Annotated in this window: 25 protein-coding genes and 1 tRNA gene; 17 read left to right on the top strand and 9 right to left on the bottom strand. The window is 53.3% G+C overall.

All coding sequences use genetic code 11. From position 1 onward, the window contains the following. Positions 1-99: 99 nt before the first annotated feature. The 3 genes from JR338_09495 to JR338_09505 all read right to left on the bottom strand — a co-directional run bounded on the left by JR338_09495 (position 100) and on the right by JR338_09505 (position 1,643). Positions 100-759: a ribonuclease HII gene (locus tag JR338_09495; GenBank protein QRN84407.1), complete on the bottom strand. Its 660-nt coding sequence runs from the start codon at positions 757-759 to the stop codon at positions 100-102. Next, the gene (locus JR338_09500) at positions 740-1,492 is read right to left on the bottom strand and encodes a glycosyltransferase family 2 protein (GenBank protein QRN84408.1); all 753 of its coding nucleotides are present in this window, start codon (positions 1,490-1,492) and stop codon (positions 740-742) included. Before JR338_09500 ends, JR338_09495 begins: the two co-directional genes overlap by 20 nt. A gap of 77 nt (positions 1,493-1,569) precedes the next feature. Then, positions 1,570-1,643, bottom strand: a tRNA-Pro gene (locus JR338_09505). Between the two features lie 24 nt (positions 1,644-1,667). On the opposite strand from JR338_09505, the gene JR338_09510 reads away from it, so the two are divergent. The 8 genes from JR338_09510 to JR338_09545 all read left to right on the top strand — a co-directional run bounded on the left by JR338_09510 (position 1,668) and on the right by JR338_09545 (position 7,938). Then, positions 1,668-2,606: a hypothetical protein gene (locus JR338_09510; protein QRN82652.1), complete on the top strand. Its 939-nt coding sequence runs from the start codon at positions 1,668-1,670 to the stop codon at positions 2,604-2,606. A 36-nt stretch (positions 2,607-2,642) separates the two neighbouring features. Then, on the top strand, positions 2,643-3,068 hold the full coding sequence (locus tag JR338_09515; GenBank protein ID QRN82653.1) for a single-stranded DNA-binding protein: 426 nt from the start codon (positions 2,643-2,645) through the stop codon (positions 3,066-3,068). A 12-nt stretch (positions 3,069-3,080) separates the two neighbouring features. Beyond that, positions 3,081-3,395 (top strand): DUF3467 domain-containing protein, encoded by a 315-nt coding sequence (locus JR338_09520; GenBank protein QRN82654.1) that lies wholly within the window; start codon positions 3,081-3,083, stop codon positions 3,393-3,395. Then, positions 3,388-4,044 carry a haloacid dehalogenase gene (locus tag JR338_09525; GenBank protein QRN82655.1) on the top strand — a complete coding sequence of 219 codons (657 nt, stop codon included), beginning with the start codon at positions 3,388-3,390 and terminating at the stop codon, positions 4,042-4,044. Before JR338_09520 ends, JR338_09525 begins: the two co-directional genes overlap by 8 nt. Then, positions 4,031-4,273 (top strand): hypothetical protein, encoded by a 243-nt coding sequence (locus tag JR338_09530; GenBank protein ID QRN82656.1) that lies wholly within the window; start codon positions 4,031-4,033, stop codon positions 4,271-4,273. Before JR338_09525 ends, JR338_09530 begins: the two co-directional genes overlap by 14 nt. Next, a complete protein-coding gene (cas4, locus tag JR338_09535; protein ID QRN82657.1) occupies positions 4,270-4,788 on the top strand; it encodes a CRISPR-associated protein Cas4 in 519 nt (172 codons plus the stop codon). Before JR338_09530 ends, cas4 begins: the two co-directional genes overlap by 4 nt. Positions 4,789-5,795: 1,007 nt before the next feature. Then, the gene (locus tag JR338_09540; GenBank protein ID QRN82658.1) at positions 5,796-7,016 is read left to right on the top strand and encodes a peptidoglycan DD-metalloendopeptidase family protein; all 1,221 of its coding nucleotides are present in this window, start codon (positions 5,796-5,798) and stop codon (positions 7,014-7,016) included. Positions 7,017-7,149: 133 nt separating this feature from the next. After that, a complete protein-coding gene (locus JR338_09545; protein ID QRN84409.1) occupies positions 7,150-7,938 on the top strand; it encodes a glycoside hydrolase family 16 protein in 789 nt (262 codons plus the stop codon). On the opposite strand, the gene JR338_09550 is transcribed toward JR338_09545, so the two are convergent. From JR338_09550 to JR338_09565, 4 genes are read right to left on the bottom strand one after another with little or no spacing between them, the layout of a single operon-like run. Continuing rightward, positions 7,935-8,390: a DinB family protein gene (locus JR338_09550; protein ID QRN82659.1), complete on the bottom strand. Its 456-nt coding sequence runs from the start codon at positions 8,388-8,390 to the stop codon at positions 7,935-7,937. The genes JR338_09545 and JR338_09550 overlap by 4 nt on opposite strands. Positions 8,391-8,405: 15 nt before the next feature. Then, complete coding sequence (cyaB, locus tag JR338_09555) at positions 8,406-9,014, bottom strand: class IV adenylate cyclase (protein QRN82660.1); 609 nt, start codon at positions 9,012-9,014, stop codon at positions 8,406-8,408. Continuing rightward, complete coding sequence (locus JR338_09560) at positions 9,014-9,469, bottom strand: hypothetical protein (GenBank protein ID QRN82661.1); 456 nt, start codon at positions 9,467-9,469, stop codon at positions 9,014-9,016. Before JR338_09560 ends, cyaB begins: the two co-directional genes overlap by 1 nt. Before the next feature lie 9 nt (positions 9,470-9,478). After that, positions 9,479-11,143: a helicase-associated domain-containing protein gene (locus tag JR338_09565; GenBank protein ID QRN82662.1), complete on the bottom strand. Its 1,665-nt coding sequence runs from the start codon at positions 11,141-11,143 to the stop codon at positions 9,479-9,481. Between the two features lie 144 nt (positions 11,144-11,287). Between JR338_09565 and JR338_09570 the strand changes: the two genes are divergently transcribed. Beyond that, positions 11,288-12,250 carry a fasciclin domain-containing protein gene (locus tag JR338_09570; GenBank protein QRN82663.1) on the top strand — a complete coding sequence of 321 codons (963 nt, stop codon included), beginning with the start codon at positions 11,288-11,290 and terminating at the stop codon, positions 12,248-12,250. Positions 12,251-12,326: 76 nt separating this feature from the next. On the opposite strand, the gene JR338_09575 is transcribed toward JR338_09570, so the two are convergent. Next, the gene (locus JR338_09575; protein ID QRN82664.1) at positions 12,327-13,376 is read right to left on the bottom strand and encodes a M42 family metallopeptidase; all 1,050 of its coding nucleotides are present in this window, start codon (positions 13,374-13,376) and stop codon (positions 12,327-12,329) included. Continuing rightward, positions 13,369-13,803, bottom strand: a complete 435-nt coding sequence (locus JR338_09580; protein ID QRN82665.1) for an acyl-CoA thioesterase — start codon at positions 13,801-13,803, stop codon at positions 13,369-13,371. Before JR338_09580 ends, JR338_09575 begins: the two co-directional genes overlap by 8 nt. A 265-nt stretch (positions 13,804-14,068) precedes the next feature. Between JR338_09580 and JR338_09585 the strand changes: the two genes are divergently transcribed. The 8 genes from JR338_09585 (at position 14,069) to holB (ending at position 22,755) form a co-directional block, all read left to right on the top strand. Next, the gene (locus tag JR338_09585; GenBank protein QRN82666.1) at positions 14,069-14,491 is read left to right on the top strand and encodes an Rrf2 family transcriptional regulator; all 423 of its coding nucleotides are present in this window, start codon (positions 14,069-14,071) and stop codon (positions 14,489-14,491) included. 162 nt (positions 14,492-14,653) lie between these two features. Continuing rightward, positions 14,654-15,106, top strand: coding sequence for a zinc ribbon domain-containing protein (locus JR338_09590; GenBank protein QRN82667.1), 453 nt, complete (start codon positions 14,654-14,656; stop codon positions 15,104-15,106). A gap of 44 nt (positions 15,107-15,150) precedes the next feature. Continuing rightward, positions 15,151-15,876, top strand: coding sequence for a heme ABC exporter ATP-binding protein CcmA (gene ccmA, locus JR338_09595; GenBank protein QRN82668.1), 726 nt, complete (start codon positions 15,151-15,153; stop codon positions 15,874-15,876). Continuing rightward, the gene (locus tag JR338_09600) at positions 15,873-16,556 is read left to right on the top strand and encodes a heme exporter protein CcmB (GenBank protein ID QRN82669.1); all 684 of its coding nucleotides are present in this window, start codon (positions 15,873-15,875) and stop codon (positions 16,554-16,556) included. Before ccmA ends, JR338_09600 begins: the two co-directional genes overlap by 4 nt. A 70-nt stretch (positions 16,557-16,626) precedes the next feature. Further along, positions 16,627-17,235, top strand: coding sequence for a cytochrome c biogenesis protein CcsA (gene ccsA, locus JR338_09605; protein QRN84410.1), 609 nt, complete (start codon positions 16,627-16,629; stop codon positions 17,233-17,235). Between the two features lie 243 nt (positions 17,236-17,478). Next, positions 17,479-19,383 (top strand): molecular chaperone DnaK, encoded by a 1,905-nt coding sequence (gene dnaK / locus JR338_09610; protein ID QRN82670.1) that lies wholly within the window; start codon positions 17,479-17,481, stop codon positions 19,381-19,383. A 405-nt stretch (positions 19,384-19,788) separates the two neighbouring features. Then, the gene (locus JR338_09615; GenBank protein ID QRN82671.1) at positions 19,789-21,582 is read left to right on the top strand and encodes an AAA family ATPase; all 1,794 of its coding nucleotides are present in this window, start codon (positions 19,789-19,791) and stop codon (positions 21,580-21,582) included. Positions 21,583-21,756: 174 nt separating this feature from the next. Next, a complete protein-coding gene (holB, locus tag JR338_09620; protein QRN82672.1) occupies positions 21,757-22,755 on the top strand; it encodes a DNA polymerase III subunit delta' in 999 nt (332 codons plus the stop codon). The last annotated feature ends 196 nt before the right edge of the window (positions 22,756-22,951 follow it).

The raw sequence follows: 22,951 nt of genomic DNA on the forward strand, positions 1-22,951 counted from the left end.
AAGCCGAAGGCGGAGGAAGCAATCTCAACATAATTGTTTAATCATAAAAGCAGTTCAACAATGAACTGCTTTTCATTTTCTTTTTTTCACACCAAGTCTTTAGTCTTCATCCAGCCGGATCGGGGCGAATGAATGTCGATGCTGGGCACAGGGGCCAAGACTGGTAATGGCAGCTCGATGCGCTGCGGTAGCATAGCCTTTATTCTGCGCCAGGCCATAGCCCGGAAACTCTGCATCCATCGCCACCAGGATCGCATCCCGGCCTGTCTTGGCCAGCACGGAAGCCGCCGCAATCGTCAGCGAACGGGCATCTCCTTTAACAAGGGAAGTCTGAGGCGTGGCGACCTCCGGCAGGGAAATGTAATCAATCAGGATATGTTCCACTTTCACTGCCAGTTCCCCCAGGGCGCGTCCCGCTGCCAGACGAGTAGCCGGGGCAATCCCAATTTGGTCAATCTCGGGTGCGGAGGCATAGCCTACCGCCCAGGCAACCGCTGTTGACTGAATTTCAACAGCCCAATAGTCCCGCTCTTCAGGTTTCATCTCTTTGGAATCCTGCACACCCTCCAGGCGGTCGAATAGATTAGGTTGGTCACATGGCAGCACCACCGCGGCTACAGCCACCGGCCCAATTAGCGCACCGCGACCGGCCTCGTCCACGCCGGCAACCAGGCGCAGCCCTTTTTTCCATAAAGCTTGTTCAAATTGAAGATCCGGCCGGGCCGGTATCAGGGAAAGGTCAAACTTCACTCGGGGCATCATAGATCCCTTTGGCGGATTTCAGCCGGATATCCAACAGATCAAAGGCCATCCGCATCGAATCCTGCACCAGGCGCACCCGGCTGTCTGCGTCAAAGGTCCAATCAATCGGGACTTCCTGGATCCGGTAGCCCATTTTACGTGCAATGAAAAGGACCTCCGCGTCAAAGGACATCCCGGTGAGCGTCTGCAGGGCAAAAACATTATCCGCAATATCCCCTCGAAAACATTTGAATCCACATTGGGTGTCCTGCAGCCCGGGCAGCACAATCCAACGGACGATAGTATTGAATACCCTGCCGATCAGGTGCCGATATTCCGGCTCATCAATCCGGTGTGATCCACTGACCTCCCGAGAACCAATCGCCACTTCCACGCCTTCTAACGCTGGCGGGATAAATCGCAGGACCTGTTCAATTGGCATGGAAAGGTCGGCATCACAAAAGAAACGGTATTCTCCTTTGGCCTCCAACATTCCCCGTTTTACCGCCAACCCCTTACCGCGTTCTTCCTCGTGAATCACTCGCAGATAGGGCATTTTTTCGATGAAGGACTCGGCCACCGCCAGGGTGTTATCTGTGCTGCCATTTTCAACAACCAGGACCTCAAAAGTAAACGCCTGCTGTGATAAAAAGGAATGAATCTTCTCCAAAGAAGGTGGGAGTCTTTTAGCTTCGTTATAGGCTGGGATAACGATGGAGAGGAAAGGTTTGGTCAAAATATCACCCTTGATTTTTTACCTTGTTTATTATAAAAAATGGCAAGGAGAACGATCTTACTTTTCGCTCACCTTCCCATTCTTTTGGTAGGTCGGGGTGGGCGGACTTGAACCGCCGACCTCCGCGTCCCAAACGCGGCGCGCTGGCCGACTGCGCTACACCCCGGCAGATAAGAGTATAATCCGAACCATGACCAGACGTCAAGCCACCCCCACCTTTCTAATACTGTTGCTTCTCCTGGTGTTGATATTCGCTCTCAGCGCCTGCCAGGGCCAACCCGAATTTGTTGAGAGCACACCGACGGAAGCGCCTGAGAGTACTTCTCTCTTCAACAGTCCGGCCACTCCAGACACCTCCGAACAGGTCACTGCGGAGCCAATCGAGCCGACCCCCACGCCGGATTGTTTGCTGCAGGGTGGAACTGTGACCAGCGAGCAGATCACCAGCGAAGCGCTGGCAACTGACCTGGACTTCGATATCTACCTGCCGCCCTGTTACGGCACCGATCCCGAAACCCGGTATCCCGTGGTTTATCTACTGCACGGCCTCTCCTACCGCCAGGATCAATGGCAGCGGTTGGGTTTGGTATCAACAATGAACGATCTGATCGCAGCAGGTGAGATTCCACCCTTCATCGCAGTGATGCCGCTGGAATCCCCTTTCACCGCACCACAGGTTTCCCAATTCGGCAAAGCCCTGGTCACAGACCTGATCCCCTGGGTGGATGAGCATTACCTGACCTTGCCGGAAAGGGAGTACCGGACTATAGCCGGTGTTTCCCGCGGCGCGGCCTGGGCTGTCCATTTGGGCTTTGAGTATTACAACCTTTTCTCAAGAGTTGGGGCCCACAGTTTGCCGCTCTTTGAAGCTGATGCCGGACGTATTCCCAGTTGGCTGGGCCTTGCGAATGAAGACCTGCCGCTGTTCTTTATTGATATTGGCCGCAATGATCAGGAATGGGTTACGGCTGAGGCCTTCGCCGCTTTGCTGGACAAGAATGGCATTCCCCACGAGTGGTATCTGTTCAACGGCGACCACAATGAAGAATATTGGGCCAGTCATCTTGAAACTTACCTCCTCTGGTATTCAGCCGATTGGGATGAAGCCCAAGGAAATGAAGTAAAATAAAATCAGTCCTCAAATTAGTATGAAAGGGAGAAACTAATGTTCCAACAACTGACCATCGTCGGGTACCTCGGCAGAGACCCGGAAATGCGGTTCACCCCCGGCGGACAGGCTGTCACCAGTTTATCCGTCGCATCTTCACGCAATTACACCACCAACGCCGGCCAAAAGGTCGATGAGACCACCTGGTTCCGGGTGTCTGTATGGGGCGCGCAGGCCGAATCCTGCAATCAATATCTGAAGAAGGGCAGCGCCGTCCTGGTGATTGGCCGTCTGCGTCCCGACCCCGAAACCGGCGGACCGCGCACCTTCACCCGTAATGATGGCACCCCCGGCTCTTCCTACGAAGTCACGGCTCAAACCGTCCGCTTCCTGCCCTCCAACCGCACAGGCGGTGGTGGCAACTACCAAGAAGACATGGGCGATATGCCAGGGGGCGCAGAGGACGACGAAATCCCCTTCTAGAATGGAGCAATAATGCCCAATCCCATACCGAATTTCATCCTGCCGGATGATTTGGAAGCCCAATATGTCAACTTCGTCCGGATCTCTCATACCGCGGCTGAATTTGTGATGGATTTTTCCCTGCTGCTGCCCGGCACCAAGGAACCCACCGTCAATTCCCGAATTGTGATGTCCCCCACAGCGGCCAAGCTCTTTTTAGGCGCTATGAACGAGAACATCAAACGCTACGAGAACAAATTCGGCCAAATCAGTCTGCCTGGCAGCCACACGCTGGCAGATGAACTATTTCACCCCAACAATGAGAACCCCGAGAAGCCCAATGGTTGATATTGAAGAACTTGCCGATCGAATCCGTGAATCATTTGAACGTAAGAACACCATCCGGGATCAGGCCCTGGCGCAAAGCCGGGTGCTGACCCGCCACGCGGCCCATGCCATTCGCGCCATCCACCGAGAGGACGCCGATTTAGCCCGGGAACATCTTGTGGAAGCCGATAAACTTGCGACCTCCATCCGAGAGAGCCTGGCCGGTGACCCGGATCTTTATTTCTCCGGCTATGCCCAGGATGCCCTCAAGGAATATTGCGAGGCGCATCTGACCGTCGCCAGCATTCTGGATGAAGAATGGCCCAGCCCGGAAGACCTCCAGGTGGTTTATGCCACCTATCTGAACGGCCTCTCCGAGGTTGTCGGTGAACTCCGCCGCCGCATCATGGACATCATCCGCCACGGGCATTCGCCTGAAGTGCAGCGCCTGATGAACGTCATGGAAGACATCTATGCCCAGCTGGTTACCATGGATTTCCCCGATGCGCTGACCTTTGGCCTCCGTCGCCGGACGGATATCGCCCGCAGCATCATCGAACGAACCCAGGCGGATATCGCCGTTAGTTTCCGCCAACAGGAACTTGAAAAAACGATTCTGGCCCTTTCAGCGCAGCTTTCTGAAATGGAAGAATCCGATGAAGACGATTAACGCATCCGACCTGGGTGCTTATCTCTATTGCCAGCGTGCCTGGTGGTACCGGAAAGAGGGGGTTGAATCCGGCAACCAGGAAGCGATGGCAGCCGGAACCCGCCACCACACTTTGCACGGTCGCAAGGTGTTCATCGCTGGCGGGTTTCGCTTACTAGGCTGGATCCTCCTGCTGGCTGGTCTGGTGGTGCTCACCCTCTATCTCTCGCTGTCCCTCTTCGGCTCATGATCTGGTACGCATTAGCCCTGATAGCGGCTGCGGTCCTTTTCCTCTGGCTGGCTAATCGCCAGCGCCGTCAGTCTGGCCTCCCCGCAGGGCGGATCAGCTACGCGGACGTGGGCGAATGGCAGCCTAACCACCAGGCGCTTTATGATCCCAAGCTGGGATTGGCCGGAAAGCCGGATTACCTGGTTTATGTCAACAGCACGCCGGTACCAGTGGAGGTCAAATCCGGCCGAACACCAGCCGCGCCCTATGATTCACACATCATCCAACTGGCCGCCTATTGCTATCTGGTGGAAGTGACCACCGGCAAGATGCCGCCCTATGGCCTGCTGCGTTACCCCAAGGAAACCTTTGAAATTGACTATACGCCGGAACTGAGGGAGGAACTTTTAGCATTGGTGGAAGCCATTCGCTCCGAATCACGCCGCCGGACCCCACCGGAACGTTCGCATGACAACGCCCGTCGTTGTTCAGGATGTGGCTACCGGGAGACCTGTGATCAGCGGTTGAAAATGTAACAGGGATAACTCCTCATCCGGCACTGCGTGCCACCTTCCCCCCAGGGGGAAGGCTTAATTTTGTCATTTCGAGGGAACATCCTTCGGATGCGACGACATCGTCCCCAAAGTGAAGCAGCGTGGGAAGTAGTCTCGTAGCAAAGTAACTAATCCTATTCGTCACGCTGGAAACATAACCAACAAAACTTTTCCCAAAATTTACAATAGAACACGTAGGTCATGTATGGTGAGACCAAGGGTCGAACCTACGTGACATTATTTTGTCACGCTGGAAGCGTGACCTACCAGATACTCACCTTGTTCCCTTTCACCAAAAAACGTGTTAGACCTACATTTCCCTTCATCTGGCACTGCGTGCCAACTTCCCCCAAAGGGGAAGGCTTAATTTTGTCATTGCGAGAGAATATCCAAAGAATGCGACGACATCGTCCCCAAAGTGAAACAGCGTGGGAAGCAATCTCGTGGCGCACAATCCTTCGTCACGCTGGAAGCATGACCAACAAAACTTTTCCCAAAATTTACAATAGAACACGTAGGTCACGTATGGTGAGACCAAGGGCCTCACCATACGTGACATTCTTTTGTAACGCTGGAAGCGTGACCTACCAGATACTCACCTTGTTCCCTTTCACCAAAAAACGTGTTAGACCTACATTTCCCTTCATCTGGCACTGCGTGCCACCTTCCCCCTAGGGGGAAGGCTTAATTTTGTCATTTCGAGGGAACATCCTTCGGATGCGACGACATCGTCCCCAAAGTGAAGCAGCGTGGGAAGCAATCTCGTGGCGCACAATCCTTCGTCACGCTGGAAGCATGACCAACAAAACTTTTCCCAAAATTTACAATAGAACACGGAGGTCACGTATGGTGAGACCAAGGGGCGAACCTACGTGACATTATTTTGTCACGCTGGAAGCGTGACCTACAAACTACAACCCCTCATACCCCGCCAAACTCAGCTTGTTCCCTTTCATTACAAAACGTGTTAGACTCTTGTACGGAGTCTTATGATGGCTGAACCTACTAATCCCTGGCAAAAACAGGAGATCGTTCCTGTTGACGCCGATCCCACTTCTCAGAAGATAATCGAATCCCAGCAAACCGGGCTGAACCGGATCTGGGACCGTTTGCGCCAGCTTGGCCTGGGTGATTCCACCCTGCGCTTCCTGACCGCCGCCATCACCCTGATCCTGATCCTGGTCGTGGTGGGCGTGGTGAATGCCTTCAACCTGCCCGAGACTGAACTGACCCGTAACCCCGATAGTGCCGCTCTGGCAGCTGCTGACGCCGAACCCACAGAGCTGATCGCCGCCCCGGAATTCGCGATGGGTGGCGCCATATCCGATGGCATCGACCGCCAGGCAGACCTGCATACCGTCCTGCCCGTGCTGAACGAACGCCAGGGTGTGATCAAATACACCGTTGAGGCCGGCGATTCGATCTTCTCGATTGCCGAGAAATTCGACCTCAAGCCGGAAACAATCCTCTGGGGCAACCGCTATTCACTGGGAGACAACCCGCACTTCATCGTGCCCGGTCAGGTGCTCAACATCCTGCCGGTTGACGGCGTCCTCCACATGTGGAGCGCCGGTGAGGGCCTGAACGGTGTGGCTTCCGTCTACAACGTGACCCCTGAAGATATCATCAACTGGCCCGGTAACAACCTGGACCCCGACACCATCGGTGATTATGCCGACCCCAATATTGCGCCGGACACCATGCTGGTGATCCCCGGTGGCACGGGCACCTACACCGACTGGTCCACCCCGCGCATCACCCGCTCCGAACCCGCTACCGCCAAATATCTTGGGCCTGGCGCCTGCACCGCTTCTTACGACGGTATCGTTGGCTCGGGGACCTTCATCTGGCCATCCACCGAACATTATCTCTCAGGCTACGATTACACGCCTGAAACCAACCACTTCGGGATTGATATCGCCGGCCGTTTGGGCAATCCAATCTACGCCGCCGACAGCGGCGTGGTCACCTATGCCGGCTGGAACGATTACGGCTACGGTGAGATGATCGTGATTGACCACGGCTCCGGCTGGCAGACGCTTTATGCCCACCTGAGCCAGATCAACGTGACCTGTGGACAGGAAGTCTACCAGGGCGACATCATCGGTCTGATGGGCAGCACCGGCCAATCCACCGGACCGCACCTGCACTTTGAAATGCGTAATGATGACTACGGCCGCGTCAACCCATGGGATTTCTTGATTCCGTGATCTGGAACGTAATTTTAGGGTCTATAAATTGATAAAATAAAGTCAGGCGAAAAATACCTGACTTTTAAATTTAATCCTGAGAATAATCGCTGGAGAATACACTGTGGAAAAGAAAAATTCTCTCGTCCTCCTTATGCTGGCCCTGCTGATTGGCGGCATTGTTGTTTTAAGCTGCCCGTTGCATTTCGCAGAAGCCCAGACCCGTGCCAGCACATCCTTCCTCGCTTTCACAGACAATTTTGACACCTACAACACCACCCTCTGGCACAAGGCCGATGGCTGGACCAATGGCGACCCCTTCGATTGCTGGTGGCAGGCGGATAATATCAGCTTCTCCGGCGGCATCCTCTCCCACCAATTGGATAATGACGGCTGTCCCGGCAGCTGCGACGGCCTGGATTATGCTTCCGGGGAATATCGCACAAACGGGCATTACCAATACGGCACGTATACCGTCAGAATGAAAGCCGTCGCTCAGGATGGCGTGGTGAGCAGTTTCTTTATCTACACCGGCCCCTCCGAGGGCAACCCCTGGGATGAAATTGATATTGAGATCACGGGGAACCACCCCACCCAGCTCCAAACCAACTATTTTACGAATGGCGTTGGAGGGCACGAAGCCTATATCGCCCTTGACTTTGACGCTTCAGCCGATTTTCACACCTACCGCATTGATTGGATGCCGGATGAAATCAATTGGTATGTGGATGGCGTTCTGAAGCACACGGAGAATGGCTCCAATGGGACGCTGCCCAGTACGCCGGGTCGGATCATGATGAACCTCTGGCCCGGGACCGATTCGGTCAATGCCTGGTTGGGAGATTTCGTTTATACCAGCCCCCTCCAGGCACAATACGATTGGGTTTCCTTTGAGCCGGTGAGCTGGCCGATCAAATCCTTTGTTCCAGCGGTTTTCCGCTAAAGATCCAGCCCCTCCCGCCCGAGGATCCCGGTGATCAGGGAAAGTTCGCCGCGGTGGTGAATTTCGTGCTCGAGGACATGCCAAAAGACCCAGGATGCCGTTGGTGCAAAATCATCAGCATAGCGGATTTCCTTCTGCCAGTCAGCGGGGTTTAAATCGGTCAATAACTGCATTGTCCGCTGATGTTCATCCGCAAGGTATGCCATTACTTCTTCCAGGGTCCGGCATTTATCAGAAACCCGAGACTTGTTGGTCTTCACCCCCAACACTTTGAACGCCCCGCCATGCAGCCAGAAATTCGCCGTCTCAGCGATATGGCACATGATGGTAGCTACCGGCCAACCCCCTCTGACCGGAATGAATTCCAGGTCTTCATCCGAAAAAGTTTCCAATATCGCCAGAGTATCCTGACGGACAACCGGCCAGCGCTTGAGATAGAATTCCTTTTCCATGCCACTTCCTGACTACTAACGGTCGGCGGGCTGGACCTCCAAGTCTGCTGCGGTGATATTCACCCCCTCAAAATTGTGGAACGTCAAGTCCCGAAATTCAAATGCCAGATGAGAACGAGCGATCGCGAAAAGCCCTAAATAACTGGTGTTGATACTCTTGGACCAGTCCAGCCCCAGCATCTGGGCCACACCTTCAATCAAAACGGCATCCGGCGCTTCGATCTCGATGAAGTTTCCAAAGGGCATTTCATCAAACATCACCTGAACAGCGCCGATTTGGTACACCTGGCGATATTTCTCATAGATTACGGTCACCTGAAAACCCAGCGCTTCAAAAAGCTTGCGGGTCACCTCAAGATTATCCGTGGAAAACTCAATCTCCGTCCGGACCACCATGCCATTCTCATTACGGGCATTGTCCTTATAAGTCACCCGCACGCCGTCATCCTGACGAATCCGCAGAACCCGGTTTTCACGGATGAAATCTCCCTCAGACGTGTCCAGCCGCAGGTTACGCTCAAAAACACGCGGATGGATCAGGTCTGCGCCGGTGGCTTGTGCCCGGGCGATCAACTCATCGAGATCCTCGATATAAAATTTTGCTTCCTGTTCCTGATAGTCCATTAAGCCTTCTTCTCCGGAAAATAAGCCCGGCCTGTTTTACTCAGCAAGCCCCAACAAACCACACCCAGCCACAGCAGGGTCAGGGCCAGCATAAATGCCCAGTTGCCCTGGCTGTTCTCGTCCTGCCAAAGGAGCAGCCTCTCCATCCAGTATAACGCCGGGTAAAGCACCGCGTCTATGGCAATGAGCAGCCGTGCCCAGTTGGCCCGTTGCATCAAGCCCCAAAGTGCGGGCAGCCCAATCAGCCCCCAGGCCAGCCCTGCGCCAACCATGTAAGCCCACACACCCGGTGAGGCATAGGCCTGCACCAATGCCCGATTCTGCAGCGCCTGGCTGAAACGCAGCCATCCTAAAATCGTCCACAGGATCAGCGTCCAAAAAACCAGCCGCATGGGGAATGGCCGCCGCTGGTGCACGAGTTGGGTGGGGTCGCGGGGATCAGACGATTTTGTCATCGGGTACGATCACTCCTCTTCTTCCAAGGGCTCATCCATCTTCGCCCCGATGAAGGTCACATCCGAGAGATATCCCAGCCGCGCCAGGGCCACGCGGACCTTTTCCGCCGCGTCGGGGTGGATGATCACCGCCGTGGTGCTAAGCGGATCGCTCAGGAAACGCTCCGCCGGGGTATTGCGCAGCGCTTGCAGGATCTTCGGGTCTTCCACCCGCAGCACCACGCAAGGATGGATGCGCGCCTGACCACCGTCCTTCTGCCAGTGGTGCAGTGCTTCCACCAGGCTGGGCGGCATCGGCTCACCATATTTCGAGAGTAAGGTTTCCAAATGGGTAATTTTCAAGCCCTGTCCGGCGGCTTCCTCCAAAGACTGAGGGCTAAGTTGATAGGTATAAGACTCCGAGGTCTCTTTCTGCCAGAGGCCAAAGCGGGAAACCTGATAGCGGGCCAAACGGGAGGTATGACACCCGGCGATGATCCGACCGTCCGAAAGCGCTCTGAGGGACTCGTCTTCCTCAGCAAGTCCGGCTGCCGGCCGCTTCGCCAGCAAATCGGTCGCCCTGGCGGAAAACCGGAAGGCTGTGGCAGGCTGCCCTTCAGCAGGGGCTGCCAGATCCGCCAAACCCAGCCAATGCATCGGGCCGGTGATCAGGTAGCGGATCAGTCCGCCATCCACCTCAAACCAATGCTCAATCCCGCTCAAGGAATCTCCGGACTCGGCGTCGCGGATCAGCCAGGTGTCGAAATCACCGGCTGGCCGCTGATAATCCGGAGTCCGTTCAAAAATAGCCGTCTCAAAAGAATCCAGACCCCACCAAACCCCTTCCGGGAGTTCTCTCATCCAATCCAGCACCTGGGCGCGGGCAGTGCGGGGGTCATTTCGCCAGGCGCCCTCGCAAATCAGTCCGGGCACCTGCCAGAGTTCATTGAATTCATCCGATTCCAGCCAGCCACTCACCAGCCAACTCAAAGCCTCTCCACGGGACATCTCAAGAAAGTCACGGGCATCTTCCAGCACGGCTTGTTCGCCGGGAGTGATCAAATGCATTGCACTCAGCAAGGCTTCCACGATTAACGCTGGCGGCTGCCAACTTGCGATTGCAGGGGACCGTTCCGGGTCACCCAGGCGTAACGCAGCCAGCAGCGTACAGCAATGATCCAGCACACGGTCGTTGGCTGGGATTTCAACTTTGATATCGCCGGGGGTCGCTTCACGTCCAAGAGACTGCGGCCCAAGCGGGCGGACCGGCGGCAGCAGTTTCATGAGGTCATTAGGGATATAAGCACATTCCTGCAGCTCGCCTTCGCGGCGCAGGAAGTCCCGGCCAATCATGCCCCGGTACCAGAGCACCTCGGTCGCAGAAATAGGATTTAGGTAGGGTTTCTCCCGGTCGCGTTTGCCTGGGCCGACTTCCCGCAAGCCGCCATAGTCCCGGACGAAGCGGCTCCACGGCATCCAGCCCCCATTTGCCAACAGCGCATCCAAAGCCTGCCGGGCAGTTTCGGGCAGCGCTTCAGCGACTTCCAAAGCCAAAGTGGGGACCAGCAGGGCTTCCACCAGCCGCGGCAGGGCCTGGCGCGCATCTGCAGCGGTCAGGTCTACACCCCAAAGTTCGGCAACGATTTGCAGAAAACCCAAATCTTGAATTTGAAGGCAATGACTAATATCAGGCATACAGTGAGAGTATACATCAATTTATTGCAATTGATATTTGCCTCTTCTTGTGTACAAAGGTTATACAAAATATTGAACGACCTCCCTGTGACAAGTATGATTTTTATAAGTTGGACAAACAATATATAAATAAAAGGAGTAAAAATGTTTAAGAAAAGTAGTCTACTAGCCATTTCAATTATGACAATTCTGGCAATAGCCATTACCGCTTGCGCCCCAGCGGCAACGCCAGAACCAACCCCTGCTCCCACTCAGGAGCCAACCATGGAACCAACTGAAGAAATGCAGTCCATTGTTGACATCGCTGTGGCCGATGGGCGGTTTGAAACCCTTGTTGCTGCCCTTCAAGCAGCCGGCCTAGCTGAGGCCCTGGCTGGTAAAGGTTCCTTCATGGTTTTCGCCCCCACAGATGATGCTTTTGCCAAACTTCCCGAAGGTACTGTGGAAGCCCTCCTTGAGGACCTTCCTGCACTGACCGACATCCTGCTCTATCATGTCGTTGACGGCAAAGTGATGGCCGAAGATGTGGTCACCCTCGAATCAGCCCAAACGCTTCAAGGTGAAGCCGTCTCCATTAGTGTGGAAAACGGTATGGTGTACATCAATGATGCCCAAGTCATCATTACGGACATCATGGCTTCCAACGGCGTAATCCATGTCATTGACACTGTGCTCCTGCCGCCTGCAGAAGAACCCATGAGCAATATTGTGGAAATCGCTGTCGCTGATGGACGTTTCACGACCCTGGTCGCCGCCTTACAGGCCGCTGGTCTTGATGAGACCCTGGCTGGCGAAGGTTCCTTCACCGTATTTGCCCCCACCGATGATGCCTTTGCGAAACTTCCCGAAGGTACAGTCGAGGCTCTTCTTCAAGATATTCCCGCTTTGACCGACATCCTTCTCTATCACGTCGTGGATGGCAAAGTGATGGCAGCCGACGTGGTCGCCTTGGAAGAAGCCCTAACCCTGCTGGGTGAGCCCGTGAGTATTCGCGTTGAGGGTGATATGGTATATATCAACGATGCACAAGTCCTCATCACAGATATTGTTGCCGACAATGGCGTCATTCACGTTATTGACAGCGTACTTCTCCCGCCTGAGTCGTAAAGGCAATAGAGACTAAAAAAATTAAAACAGCGGTGGTTATATGCAACCACCGCTGTTTGCAGTTAATAGAATGTATCTAGCTAAGCATATAGGCAAGGCACCAGCGCGTGGTGGCTTCGAGGGCTTCGGTGTGGCTACGCTCATAGTTATGCGAGGCATCCACGCCAGGGCCAATCAGCGCCACGGCTACATTTCCGCCCGCCCGCCAGAAGGCCTCACCATCCGAGCCATAATAGGGATAGATATCTACCTTGTAGGGAACCTTAAATTCCTCCGCCAGCTCACGCATCCGCTGACCGAGACCGTGATGATAGGGGCCGCCGGAATCTTTGACGCACAGGGTGGCATGGAACTCATCCGAAGCCTGCCCGTCGCCCACAGCCGCCATATCGACGGAGATCAGTTCCGCTACTTCCGCCGGAATGCCAGCCGCCGCGCCATGCCCCACTTCTTCGTAGTTGCTGATCAACAGGACAGTTGTGACCTTGGGTTTCAGCCCGGCATCCAGCAGGGCTTTGAGCGCGTAAATGATATTCGCCACGCAGGCCTTATCATCCAGATGGCGGGAGCGTACAAACCCGTTGGTGATCTCCACCCGCGGATCGAAAGCAACAAAATCGCCCACGCCAATCCCCAGAGCCTCAGTCTCAGCGGCGTTGGTGGTGCGGGCATCCAGCCGCACTTCCATCGTGTCCTCATTGCGTTCGGTTTTGTTCACATCAGCGCCGTGAACGTGACTGGAGGCTTTATTGAGCAATAGCGATCCTCGAATGGGGTCGCCTTTGCGGGGATAGACCCACACGCCTTCACCTTCCACCGCGTTCATGGCATAACCGCCCAGCTTGGTCACCTTGAGGCGGCCGTTGCCCTTCACCTGCTTAACCATCGCACCCAGTGTATCCACATGGGCGGTCAGCGCGCGCCAGGGGCCATCCGTTTCACCTTTCACCACAGCGACCAGTGCACCTTTATTCGTCCGGTGCAGCGCTACGCCCGGCAACCCGGAGAGGGTCTCTTCGCAGAGCGCAATCGCCTTTTCAGTGAACCCCGTGGGGCTGTGGGTGTTGAGCAGCCGGCTCAGGAAATCCAGCATATCAGCGGTGTTAATTTCAGGCAGTTTAGTCATTTTTAGTATTCCCTTCAAATTCGGATAATTTCTCCCGCCACTCAGGTGGGATCGGCCGGCTCGACTCGGTCGCATTGTCATAAGCCACCATCACGGATTGCCCGCGGGCAAAAGCCCGGCTGCCGTCTGCGGCTTCCACCAGGAAATCAAAGACCATGCTCTTGGTGCCCATTTTTTCCAGCCGGACGCCCACTCGCAGGGGCTGGCCGTATGCAATTGGTGCCAGGAAATCAATTTCGGCATGCGCCACGACCATCCCGGTGTGATCCCCACTCTCGGGTGACCAGATGCCGGCGCGTTCGTAGTAACCCAGCCGTGCAGCTTCCAGATAGGTCATATAGGCCGCATTGTTGACATGCCCCTGAGGGTCCAGATCAGCATAGCGGACTGTGATCGGATGATAATAAGGTAACGTTTTTTCTTCCATAGGCCTTTTCAAACCTTATCGTGAATAACCCTTTAATTATAAGCCATCAGGAAAGCATATGACTGAATGGAAGGGGAAAGAACCACAATGCTAACCCGGTTATTTTCCTTTACAAACCCTCCAAATATGGATAAAATAGACAATAAGGCTATTTTCTACCATAATGGTAGAAAATACTTTTTTATTGATTCCTCACTTTGACTCCCAGAGAAGTTCTTTCTCTGTTTCAAAGTCCATTTACAGCACCAAACGAAGAGAGAAGAACATGCAAATCACCCGACAGGCAGATTACGCTTTACGTGCAATGTTATATCTGTCCCGGCTGGATTCCAACCAACGGGCAGCTACCAGTCAGATCGCCGAAGAGATGGAGATTCCACCCTCATTCCTCGCCAAGATCATCTCCCAACTATCCATAGCCGGCCTGATCCACACCTCCCGCGGCGCTCGCGGCGGTGTCTCATTGGCACGCAAACCAAATGACATCTCACTTCTGGATGTGGTCGAGGCCATTGATGGACCCATCACGCTCAATGACTGCACAGAAGACCCGGATATCTGCACCTTTGGCGACAACTGCCCGCTCCACGAAGTCTGGTGTGAGACCCAGGCAGAACTAATCCGGCGGCTTCAGGGAGCAACATTCGACAAGCTCCTGGAGCGCGAAGCCAAGAAACTCGCCCAATAATCGCAAATCAAACCGTTGTACACTCACCCCTGGTAAATAAACTTTTTTTACCAGGGGTATTAATTTAACAAATATCCCTTTTTATCGTATTTTGGGGCCTCTCCTGGGATAAAATCAGGTGAAATCCAAATCATCAATTTGTTTTTAGGGTCGTCTTTCACGATGGATTATTTTCTGATCGAATTACTCGCTCTGCTGATCGTACTGCTTCTTCTGCTGATTGTGCGCGTCATACGGCTGAGAAAAGCCCACGCAACGGAGCCTATCACCCAAACTGAACACGAACTGCAGTATCAAATGCTGATGCAGGAGATCCAGGTGTTGGAAGAAGCCTGCGATCAGGGTCATGCCTCGAGGAAGCTGCGTAATAAACTGGAAACCAAACGTGAACAATCGCAAAAACTCAAACCCCTGATCTCCGAATCAATGATTGCAGACGTCTCCGATCACTACCAGGCCGAGGACGAGGAGATACCCACCCGGTCCCCCAAGAAGACCCAACCCGTCAACCAGAATGCGATCTATCTTTGCCCAAAGTGCCGCAAACAAATCCTGTCTGGCGATAAATTTTGCGCCAATTGCGGCTTCAAACTCCAGACCAAACGCCAGATCTGACCCCCGACTATCCTTTGCAATCCGTCATGCAATATAATGAGGGTATGACAATTGCCCAAGATGCCCAAAAACCGGCTGCCATTGCCGTGCAGGGCCTTTCCAAACGCTATAACCTGCAGCCCGTCCTGAAAGATCTCTCATTGGAGATCGCGGATGAGAGCTTGTGTGTATTGGTCGGCGCAAACGGCGCTGGAAAGACCACCTTGCTGCGGATCATCACCTCACTGGTCCGGCCGGATGCGGGAGATGTCACCCTGTGGGGTGCGGCGCTGAAAGGCAACCCTGCCCTGCGCCGCCAAATCGGCTATCTGGGGCACCAGTCCCTTTTTTACAGCGACCTGAATGCCATTGAGAACCTCAGCCATTATGCCCGGCTCTACCAATTAGATGACATGCGGCAGCGAGTAACCGAGGCCATCGAATCAGTAGACCTCGCCAAACACCAGCATAAACCTATTCGCACCTATTCCCGCGGGATGCTCCAGCGGCTTGCGATCGCGCGGGCCCTGCTGCATGAACCATCCATCCTCCTGTTGGACGAACCCTATACCGGATTGGATAAGGACGCCGCTCAGGCTTTGGATGAACGGCTGCGCTCCCTGCGCCAACCTGGGCGGGCACTGTTGGTCGCCGCCCACCACCCCCAGCGCCTGCTGCCCTTTGCCAGCCATGTCGCCTGGCTGAGGGACGGCCGGATCACCCACCACCAACCTGTGCACCGGTTAAACGAAACCCCTGACCTCCACCAATACCTGCAGGAGGCCGAATGACAGGCTTTTCCAACTACCTGCATACCCTCTGGCAGGTCTTCCGCAAGGACCTGCAGGTGGAATGGCGCGGTCGGCAAGGGCTGCCGGTGATGCTGGTCTTTGCCCTGCTGGTGGTGTTCCTGTTCAACTTTGCCCTGCAGCTCACCCCCAGCCTGCAATCCGGCCTGGCATCCGGGCTACTCTGGGTGTCCCTGGCTTTCGCCTCCACCCTGGGGCTGAACCGCAGCGTGAGCCTGGAGCGGGAGAACCAGGCTCTGGACGGCCTGCTGATGACGCCCACGGATCGGTCAGCGATCTTCTTCGGCAAGACCCTCAGCAACCTGACCTTTACCACCGTGGTGGCCCTGGTGCTGCTGCCGGTGTTCAGCCTTTTTTATCAGCAAAATATGCTCAATCCCCGCCTGCTGTTGGTCGTCCTACTGGGGCTGGGAGCCTACACTTCCCTTGGCACCCTATTGGCCGCCCTCAGCATCCAGACCCGCACCCGTGATGTCCTGCTGCCCGTGCTGCTCTACCCACTGGCGCTGCCGGTCTTGATCGCTGCCGTGGAAGCCACCCGGGGGATCCTGGCTGGGCAGTCATTCGCAGAGTTACAGTCCTGGATCCTGCTGCTGATCGCCTGCAATATCCTCTTCCTGGCCGCGGGGCTATTGCTTTTCGATACCATTCTGGAGGAATAAGTTGCTCAAGAAACAACCACTCCTGACCATTCTGAATATCCTGTCCGTCCTGCTTGTCACCGGTGCGCTGATGCTGATCCTGTTCTTCACCCCTGAAGAAGCCCAGATGGGCGCGGTACAAAAGGTCTTCTACTTCCATGTGGCCGCTGCCTGGGCCGGGATGCTCAGTTTCGTGGTTGCCGCCGTGGGAGGTGTACTCTATCTGATCAAGCGCGAGATGCGTTGGGACTGGCTGTCGTTGGCTTCGGTTGAAGTCGGCATTGTCTTTGGCCTGGTCGCCATTCTGAGCGGCATGATCTGGGCACACCCCATCTGGAACACCTGGTGGGTTTGGGAGCCGCGGCTGACCACCACCGCCATCATGGAACTGATCTACCTGGCCTATTTCATCCTGCGCAGTGCGCTCACCACCCCCGAAGCCAAAGCCCGTCTCGGCGCGGTCTTTGCCATCGTCAGCGTGATCACCGTGCCGCTGACCTTTTTCTCAATCCGGCTCTATCGTACGATTCACCCCGTCGTTTTTACCTCGGAGACCAACACAGCTTTTACTATGAGCCCCCGGATGTGGACAGCTTTCATCGCCAGCCTGGTCGCCTTCACCGTCCTGCTGGCCGCACTGCTCTGGAACCGAACCCGGCTGGCTGCATTGCAGGCCCAAAATGCACAGGAGGGTAACTAAGCCATGACACCCAACACCACCCCCGATATGATCCTCGGTTTTGCCGTCCTGCTGGGCATCCTGCTGATCTACGTCATTTCATTGGTCATCCGCTTGCGCAAAGCCCGTCGCTGATCCCTTTACCCCAAAAAAACCGCATACTCCCCCTCCACTAACGTTAATCCTACACTTTGTTAACGATCTTCTATGACTCGCTTAGTATTCTCATAATTAGATTTATGAGCAAGACAAAGGAGATGTATTATGGCAAAGATAATTGGAATTGACCTTGGAACAACCAACAGCGTTGTTTCCGTTGTGGAAGGTGGCACAGCTAACGTTATCTCGACCGCTGAAGGTTCCCGCCTACTCCCCTCCGTTGTTGCATTTAACAAGAACGGCGAACGGCTGGTGGGTATCCCCGCCAAACGACAGGCTGTTGTGAACTCTGAAAACACTGTTTCGTCCATCAAGCGGTTTATGGGCCGCCGATACGACGAAGTTAAGTCCGAACGTGAAATGGTCCCCTATGATGTCGTGGCTGGTCCTGCTGGCGATGCCCGGGTGCATATCCCGATCGTCGACAAGACCTATACGCCCCAGGAGATCTCCGCAATGATCCTTGAGAAACTCAAGAAAGATGCGGAGGCTTATCTCGGTGAACCGGTGACCAAAGCCGTCATCACCGTCCCTGCCTACTTTAATGACAGCCAACGTCAGGCAACCAAGGATGCCGGCAAGATCGCCGGCCTGGAAGTGATGCGGATCATCAACGAGCCGACGGCCTCAGCCTTGGCTTACGGGCTCGATAAGAAAGAATCGGAAGTCATCCTGGTCTTTGACCTGGGCGGCGGCACATTCGATGTCAGCCTCTTGGAGGTTGGCGACGGTGTGATCGAAGTCCGGGCCACCAACGGCGACACCCACCTGGGCGGCGACGATTGGGACGAAGTGATCGTCAACTGGGCAGCCGATGAATTCAAGAAAGAACAGGGCATTGATCTGCGCAAGGATCGCCAAGCGCTCCAGCGTCTGCGTGAGGCTGCAGAAAAGGCCAAGATCGAACTCAGCTCCGTGATGGAGAGCGAGATCAACCTGCCCTATGTCACAGCCGATGCCAGCGGTCCGAAACACATGCTGCTGAAGCTGAACCGGGCGAAATTTGAACAAATGACCAGTCATCTGGTGGAACGGGCCCGCAAGCCCTTCAATGCAGCCATCAAAGACGCGGATATGTCCATTGACCAGATTGACGAAGTGGTTATGGTGGGCGGCGCAACTCGGATGCCCATGATCCAAAACCTGGTCCGTGACCTGACCGGCGGCAAGGAACCCAATAAGGGTGTGAACCCTGATGAGGTGGTTTCCGTTGGTGCAGCCATTCAGGGCGGCGTCCTGGCCGGTGACGTCAAAGACGTCCTCCTGCTGGATGTGACCCCGCTTTCGCTGGGTGTTGAGACCCTGGGCGGTGTGATGACCCCCTTGATCGAACGCAATACGACAATCCCGGTCAAAAAGACCGAGACCTTCTCGACGGCTGAAGACAGCCAGACCTCCGTGGACGTCCATGTGCTGCAGGGCGAACGCCCGATGGCAGCGGACAACATGAGCCTGGGCCGCTTCCGGCTGGAAGGTATCCCGCCTGCGCCCCGCGGCATCCCACAGATTGATGTGACCTTCGATATCGACGCGAACGGCATCATCCATGTGACCGCCAAAGACAAGGCCAGCGGCAAGGAACAGAGCGTGACCATCACAGCCTCTACCAACCTGGACAAATCCGATGTAGAGCGGATGGTTGAAGAAGCCAGCAAGAACCGCACCGCAGACGAAGCCCGCAAGGAATTGGTGGACCTGCGTAACCAGGCCGACACCGCAGCTTACCAGGCTGAGAAACTGGTCAAGGACATTGGTGATAAGATCCCTGCCGATCAGCGCAGCCAGGTGGAAAGCAAGGTGAAAGACCTGCGTGAGGCGATCCAGGGTGACGATAAGGCCCGGATCAAGAGCCTGATGGACGCACTGCAAGCAGACCTCCAGGCTATCGGTCAGGCAGCCTATGCCCAGCAAGACGCTGCAGGCCCGCAGGCCGGTGGCGCACAAGCCCCGGCCGGTGAACCCTCCGGCAGCGACGAAGACGTCGTCGAAGGCGAGTTCCACGAGGCATAAAAGCTGGAGAGTAGTGAATAGGGTAATAGTGAATAGGAAGGCTGGGTCAAATGACCCAGCCTTTTTGATATCTGTAGGGTGTGCACCTCTTTGTGCGCACCGCCTTCTTAGGTGCGCTCAAAACCGTAGCGCACCCTACTTTTTTTAATTTTTGTCATTGCGAGGAACGAAATGACGACACAGGAAACCCCTTTCCTGACCCTTCCCCTTGAAAGGGGAAGGGAACCTGTGAAGCAGGGGGTAGGGGTTAATTTCTCTTTGTCATTGCGAGCGAAGCGAAGCAATCTCAGTAGTCAAAGTTACAATTTTTCAGATTGCTTCTTCCGCCTTCGGCTTCATCGCAATGACAAAATTTCTCGTTTTATTTGAAGAAATACTCATAGTAAAATAGCAGAGGAGGGAATTATGAATTTCATTGATGGAATTGCTATTTCAAATTATCGAAGCTTTGGTGCTGAGCCGAAAAATATTGGCCCTTTCTCGAAAATAAACATTTTTATTGGGAAAAATAACTCAGGAAAATCGAACATACTTCGGTTCATAAATCAATATATTCCAAAACTCAATAATTTCTTCAAAAAAAAACCGCGTTTTACTCGAAATCCAACTGAAATTCATAACGACCTATATCCTAATGACTTTATCTGGGGAGTTGCTTCAGATTTTAGTAAAAACGAGAATCTAATTCAATATGAAAAAGCGTTGAAATCAAGAGGTATACATAAAGCGTATATCAACGACATAATTAAATTTGTTGAACTTTTTAGAAAAAATTATTATGGTCTTCTCTGGACATATAGAGAAGGTTTAAACTTTACTTCACCACTAATCCATCAAGAAAACCTAAAAAATCTGGTTACGAGAAATAATATCAATATAACATCTATCGTTAGAGCGTTAAACCTCAATGAGAACAGAACAATTGACGAGAGAATTGGCGATATTTTAAAAACAATAGTTATATCTAATACTAAATTTCCAAAATCTACTTTAATTTCTGATTTTCGCAGGATCAAAAGAGGAGAAAAAGTCTCAGAAGAAAACTTACCTGGTTCTCCTGACTTTTCTGAGTTTGATGGATCAAATTTAATTCTACAACTTGCCGCTTTAGAACAATCCCAAGAAAATGAATACGAACAAAATATGGAACTGTTTAATTCAATTGAAAGATTTGTTAGAACAGTGACCCATTCTCCAAATGCAAAAATAACAATTCCTTACACACACGATAAGATTCTGGTTGATTTAGAGGGAGATCATCATATTCGCCCAATTGAAAGTTTAGGAACCGGTATCCATGAAGTCATAATACTTGCCGCTGCATGTACAATTTTACAGAAACAGATTGTCTGCATTGAAGAACCAGAGCTTCATCTACATCCCCTCCTACAAAAAGACTTCATAAACTACATTACTGACTTCACAAATAATCAATATTTTATATCCACCCATTCAGCACATCTTCTAAACGCACCAGGAATCTCAATCTTTCATATCACATTAAAAAATGGAGAAACAAAAGTATCAAATGCATATAAAATTTCTGAGAAATTTTCCATATGCAAAGATCTTGGGTATCAACCTTCTGATTTATTTCAGACAAATTCTATTATTTGGGTTGAAGGGCCATCAGACAGGATCTATTTAAATTATTGGATTAGCTCCTTTGATCCAGATTTAATTGAAGGTTTGCATTATTCAATTATGTTCTATGGTGGGAAATTATTAAGTCACCTGACACCCTCAAATGATGAAAGTATTGATAACTTTATTTCGTTAAGTAAACTAAACCAACAATTAATGATAATTATGGATAGTGATATATCCCCATCAAGAAAAGTTATTAATGCTACAAAAAAACGGATAAAAGACGAATTTGTTGAATTTTCTGATCTGGCATGGATTACAAAAGGGCGAGAAATTGAGAATTATTTAAATCCCGACTTATTGTTTGAAGCTGTCAAAGTATGCCATCCGAGAAAAGGCGTCACTAAGTTAGACGGTTCAGGCCAATTTGAGTGTGTTACAAAATTCGTGAAAAACAATAATGAACTAGAGACATACGACAAGCTTCGGGTGGCTTTGAAATACATAGAGATTGAAGAACAGCCAGATTTTAGTGTTCTAGATTTAGAAAAGAAAATAAAAACAGTAACAAATTTTATCCGTGAATCTAACCAACTTCCATTAATCGATTAACAACAAAGGTCGTTTTTCCCGTTCCATCTACGAGGGACAAAATTGACAAACTTTTAGCGCGCTCAAAACCAGAGCTCACCTTACACATAATAAAATGATTGCCTCGCCGCACCATTAAGGTGCTTTGCCCACAATGACAAGATTTTCCCAACCACAAGATGATAAAATACCTCTATGACTTGGCACATCCACGGACACGACTGGGCAGTGAAGCTCCTGCGCGCCCACGCGGGGGGCGACAAGCTGCGCCACGCCTACATGCTGGTCGGCCCGCAAGGCGTGGGCCGGCGCAGCCTAGCACTGCGCTTTGCCCAGGCACTCAACTGCACCGCCACTGATACCCCCGGCGAACCCTGCGGCGAATGCCGGGAATGTCGCCAGATCTGGGCGATGGCCCACCCCGATATGAGCCTGCTGGAGCCCGAAGAGGGTCATAAGGATATCCGCATCGACCAGGTGCGCGCCTTGCAGCACACCCTGGCGCTCTCCCCCTACACTGCCAAATACCGGATTGCGCTGTTACCTAATTTCCAGCGTGCCACCGAAGAAGCCTCCAACGCCCTGCTCAAGACGCTGGAAGAACCGCCCGACAAGGTCGTCCTGCTGCTGACTGCCGATACACTGGAAAACCTGCTGCCGACGATCGTCTCGCGCTGCGAGGTGATCCGATTGCGTCCGGATTCCATCGCCGATGCGGAAGCCTATCTCCAATCCGAAAGATCGCTCGATGCTGAGATGGCTCATTTGCTGGCGCACCTCTCCGGTGGGCGGATCGGTGCCGCTATCCAACTGGCAGAGGAACCCGAGAGTCTCACTAAACGCCAGGAGACCCTCGAAACCCTGCTCGAGATGCTCTCAGCCACCCGTGTGGACCGCTTCCGGTTGGCCGAGGATCTCTCCAAGCCCTATGATAAGGCCCGTGAGAAAGCGGGGGCGGCGATCCCCATCTGGCTTTCGTTCTGGCGGGATGTCTTCGTGGATGCCTCCGGGGCAGACCTGCCGCTGGTCAATGTGGATTTCAAGGATCAGGTAGATCAGGTCGCGGCCGCTCTTGATCTGGCAAGTGCGCGAGCCCTCGTGCTAAGGCATGAAGAGGCCCTGGCCCAGTTGGATGCTTATGGCAATGTACGTTTGGTGCTGGAAGACCTGATGCTGCACTGGCCGAGGTTATAAATTGTCGGTGCACCCTACGCCCGTCAAAATAAAATTTTGGTAGGTCACGCATGCTGGCAAAGCCGTCTACGTGACTTTTTTGTCACGCTGGAAGCGTGACCTACATCTTTTGTCATTGCGAGCGTATGACATCGTCCCCGAAGCGAAGCAGAGTGGGAAGCAATCCTCTTTTGTCATTGCGACGGAGCTGAAAGCG

The organism is Chloroflexota bacterium (assembly GCA_016887485.1).
Classification (GTDB): Bacteria; Chloroflexota; Anaerolineae; order Anaerolineales; family Anaerolineaceae; genus Brevifilum.

What these genes read in the sequence shown, in the direction of transcription:
- JR338_09495 (QRN84407.1), bottom strand. Translation starts at nt 759, where the DNA reads ATGCCCCGAGTGAAGTTTGACCTTTCCCTGATACCGGCCCGGCCGGAT.
- JR338_09510 (QRN82652.1), top strand. Translation starts at nt 1,668, where the DNA reads ATGACCAGACGTCAAGCCACCCCCACCTTTCTAATACTGTTGCTTCTC.
- JR338_09515 (QRN82653.1), top strand. Translation starts at nt 2,643, where the DNA reads ATGTTCCAACAACTGACCATCGTCGGGTACCTCGGCAGAGACCCGGAA.
- JR338_09520 (QRN82654.1), top strand. Translation starts at nt 3,081, where the DNA reads ATGCCCAATCCCATACCGAATTTCATCCTGCCGGATGATTTGGAAGCC.
- JR338_09525 (QRN82655.1), top strand. Translation starts at nt 3,388, where the DNA reads ATGGTTGATATTGAAGAACTTGCCGATCGAATCCGTGAATCATTTGAA.
- JR338_09530 (QRN82656.1), top strand. Translation starts at nt 4,031, where the DNA reads ATGAAGACGATTAACGCATCCGACCTGGGTGCTTATCTCTATTGCCAG.
- cas4 (QRN82657.1), top strand. Translation starts at nt 4,270, where the DNA reads ATGATCTGGTACGCATTAGCCCTGATAGCGGCTGCGGTCCTTTTCCTC.
- JR338_09540 (QRN82658.1), top strand. Translation starts at nt 5,796, where the DNA reads ATGATGGCTGAACCTACTAATCCCTGGCAAAAACAGGAGATCGTTCCT.
- JR338_09545 (QRN84409.1), top strand. Translation starts at nt 7,150, where the DNA reads ATGCTGGCCCTGCTGATTGGCGGCATTGTTGTTTTAAGCTGCCCGTTG.
- JR338_09550 (QRN82659.1), bottom strand. Translation starts at nt 8,390, where the DNA reads ATGGAAAAGGAATTCTATCTCAAGCGCTGGCCGGTTGTCCGTCAGGAT.
- cyaB (QRN82660.1), bottom strand. Translation starts at nt 9,014, where the DNA reads ATGGACTATCAGGAACAGGAAGCAAAATTTTATATCGAGGATCTCGAT.
- JR338_09560 (QRN82661.1), bottom strand. Translation starts at nt 9,469, where the DNA reads ATGACAAAATCGTCTGATCCCCGCGACCCCACCCAACTCGTGCACCAG.
- JR338_09565 (QRN82662.1), bottom strand. Translation starts at nt 11,143, where the DNA reads ATGCCTGATATTAGTCATTGCCTTCAAATTCAAGATTTGGGTTTTCTG.
- JR338_09570 (QRN82663.1), top strand. Translation starts at nt 11,288, where the DNA reads ATGTTTAAGAAAAGTAGTCTACTAGCCATTTCAATTATGACAATTCTG.
- JR338_09575 (QRN82664.1), bottom strand. Translation starts at nt 13,376, where the DNA reads ATGACTAAACTGCCTGAAATTAACACCGCTGATATGCTGGATTTCCTG.
- JR338_09580 (QRN82665.1), bottom strand. Translation starts at nt 13,803, where the DNA reads ATGGAAGAAAAAACGTTACCTTATTATCATCCGATCACAGTCCGCTAT.
- JR338_09585 (QRN82666.1), top strand. Translation starts at nt 14,069, where the DNA reads ATGCAAATCACCCGACAGGCAGATTACGCTTTACGTGCAATGTTATAT.
- JR338_09590 (QRN82667.1), top strand. Translation starts at nt 14,654, where the DNA reads ATGGATTATTTTCTGATCGAATTACTCGCTCTGCTGATCGTACTGCTT.
- ccmA (QRN82668.1), top strand. Translation starts at nt 15,151, where the DNA reads ATGACAATTGCCCAAGATGCCCAAAAACCGGCTGCCATTGCCGTGCAG.
- JR338_09600 (QRN82669.1), top strand. Translation starts at nt 15,873, where the DNA reads ATGACAGGCTTTTCCAACTACCTGCATACCCTCTGGCAGGTCTTCCGC.
- ccsA (QRN84410.1), top strand. Translation starts at nt 16,627, where the DNA reads ATGCTGATCCTGTTCTTCACCCCTGAAGAAGCCCAGATGGGCGCGGTA.
- dnaK (QRN82670.1), top strand. Translation starts at nt 17,479, where the DNA reads ATGGCAAAGATAATTGGAATTGACCTTGGAACAACCAACAGCGTTGTT.
- JR338_09615 (QRN82671.1), top strand. Translation starts at nt 19,789, where the DNA reads ATGAATTTCATTGATGGAATTGCTATTTCAAATTATCGAAGCTTTGGT.
- holB (QRN82672.1), top strand. Translation starts at nt 21,757, where the DNA reads ATGACTTGGCACATCCACGGACACGACTGGGCAGTGAAGCTCCTGCGC.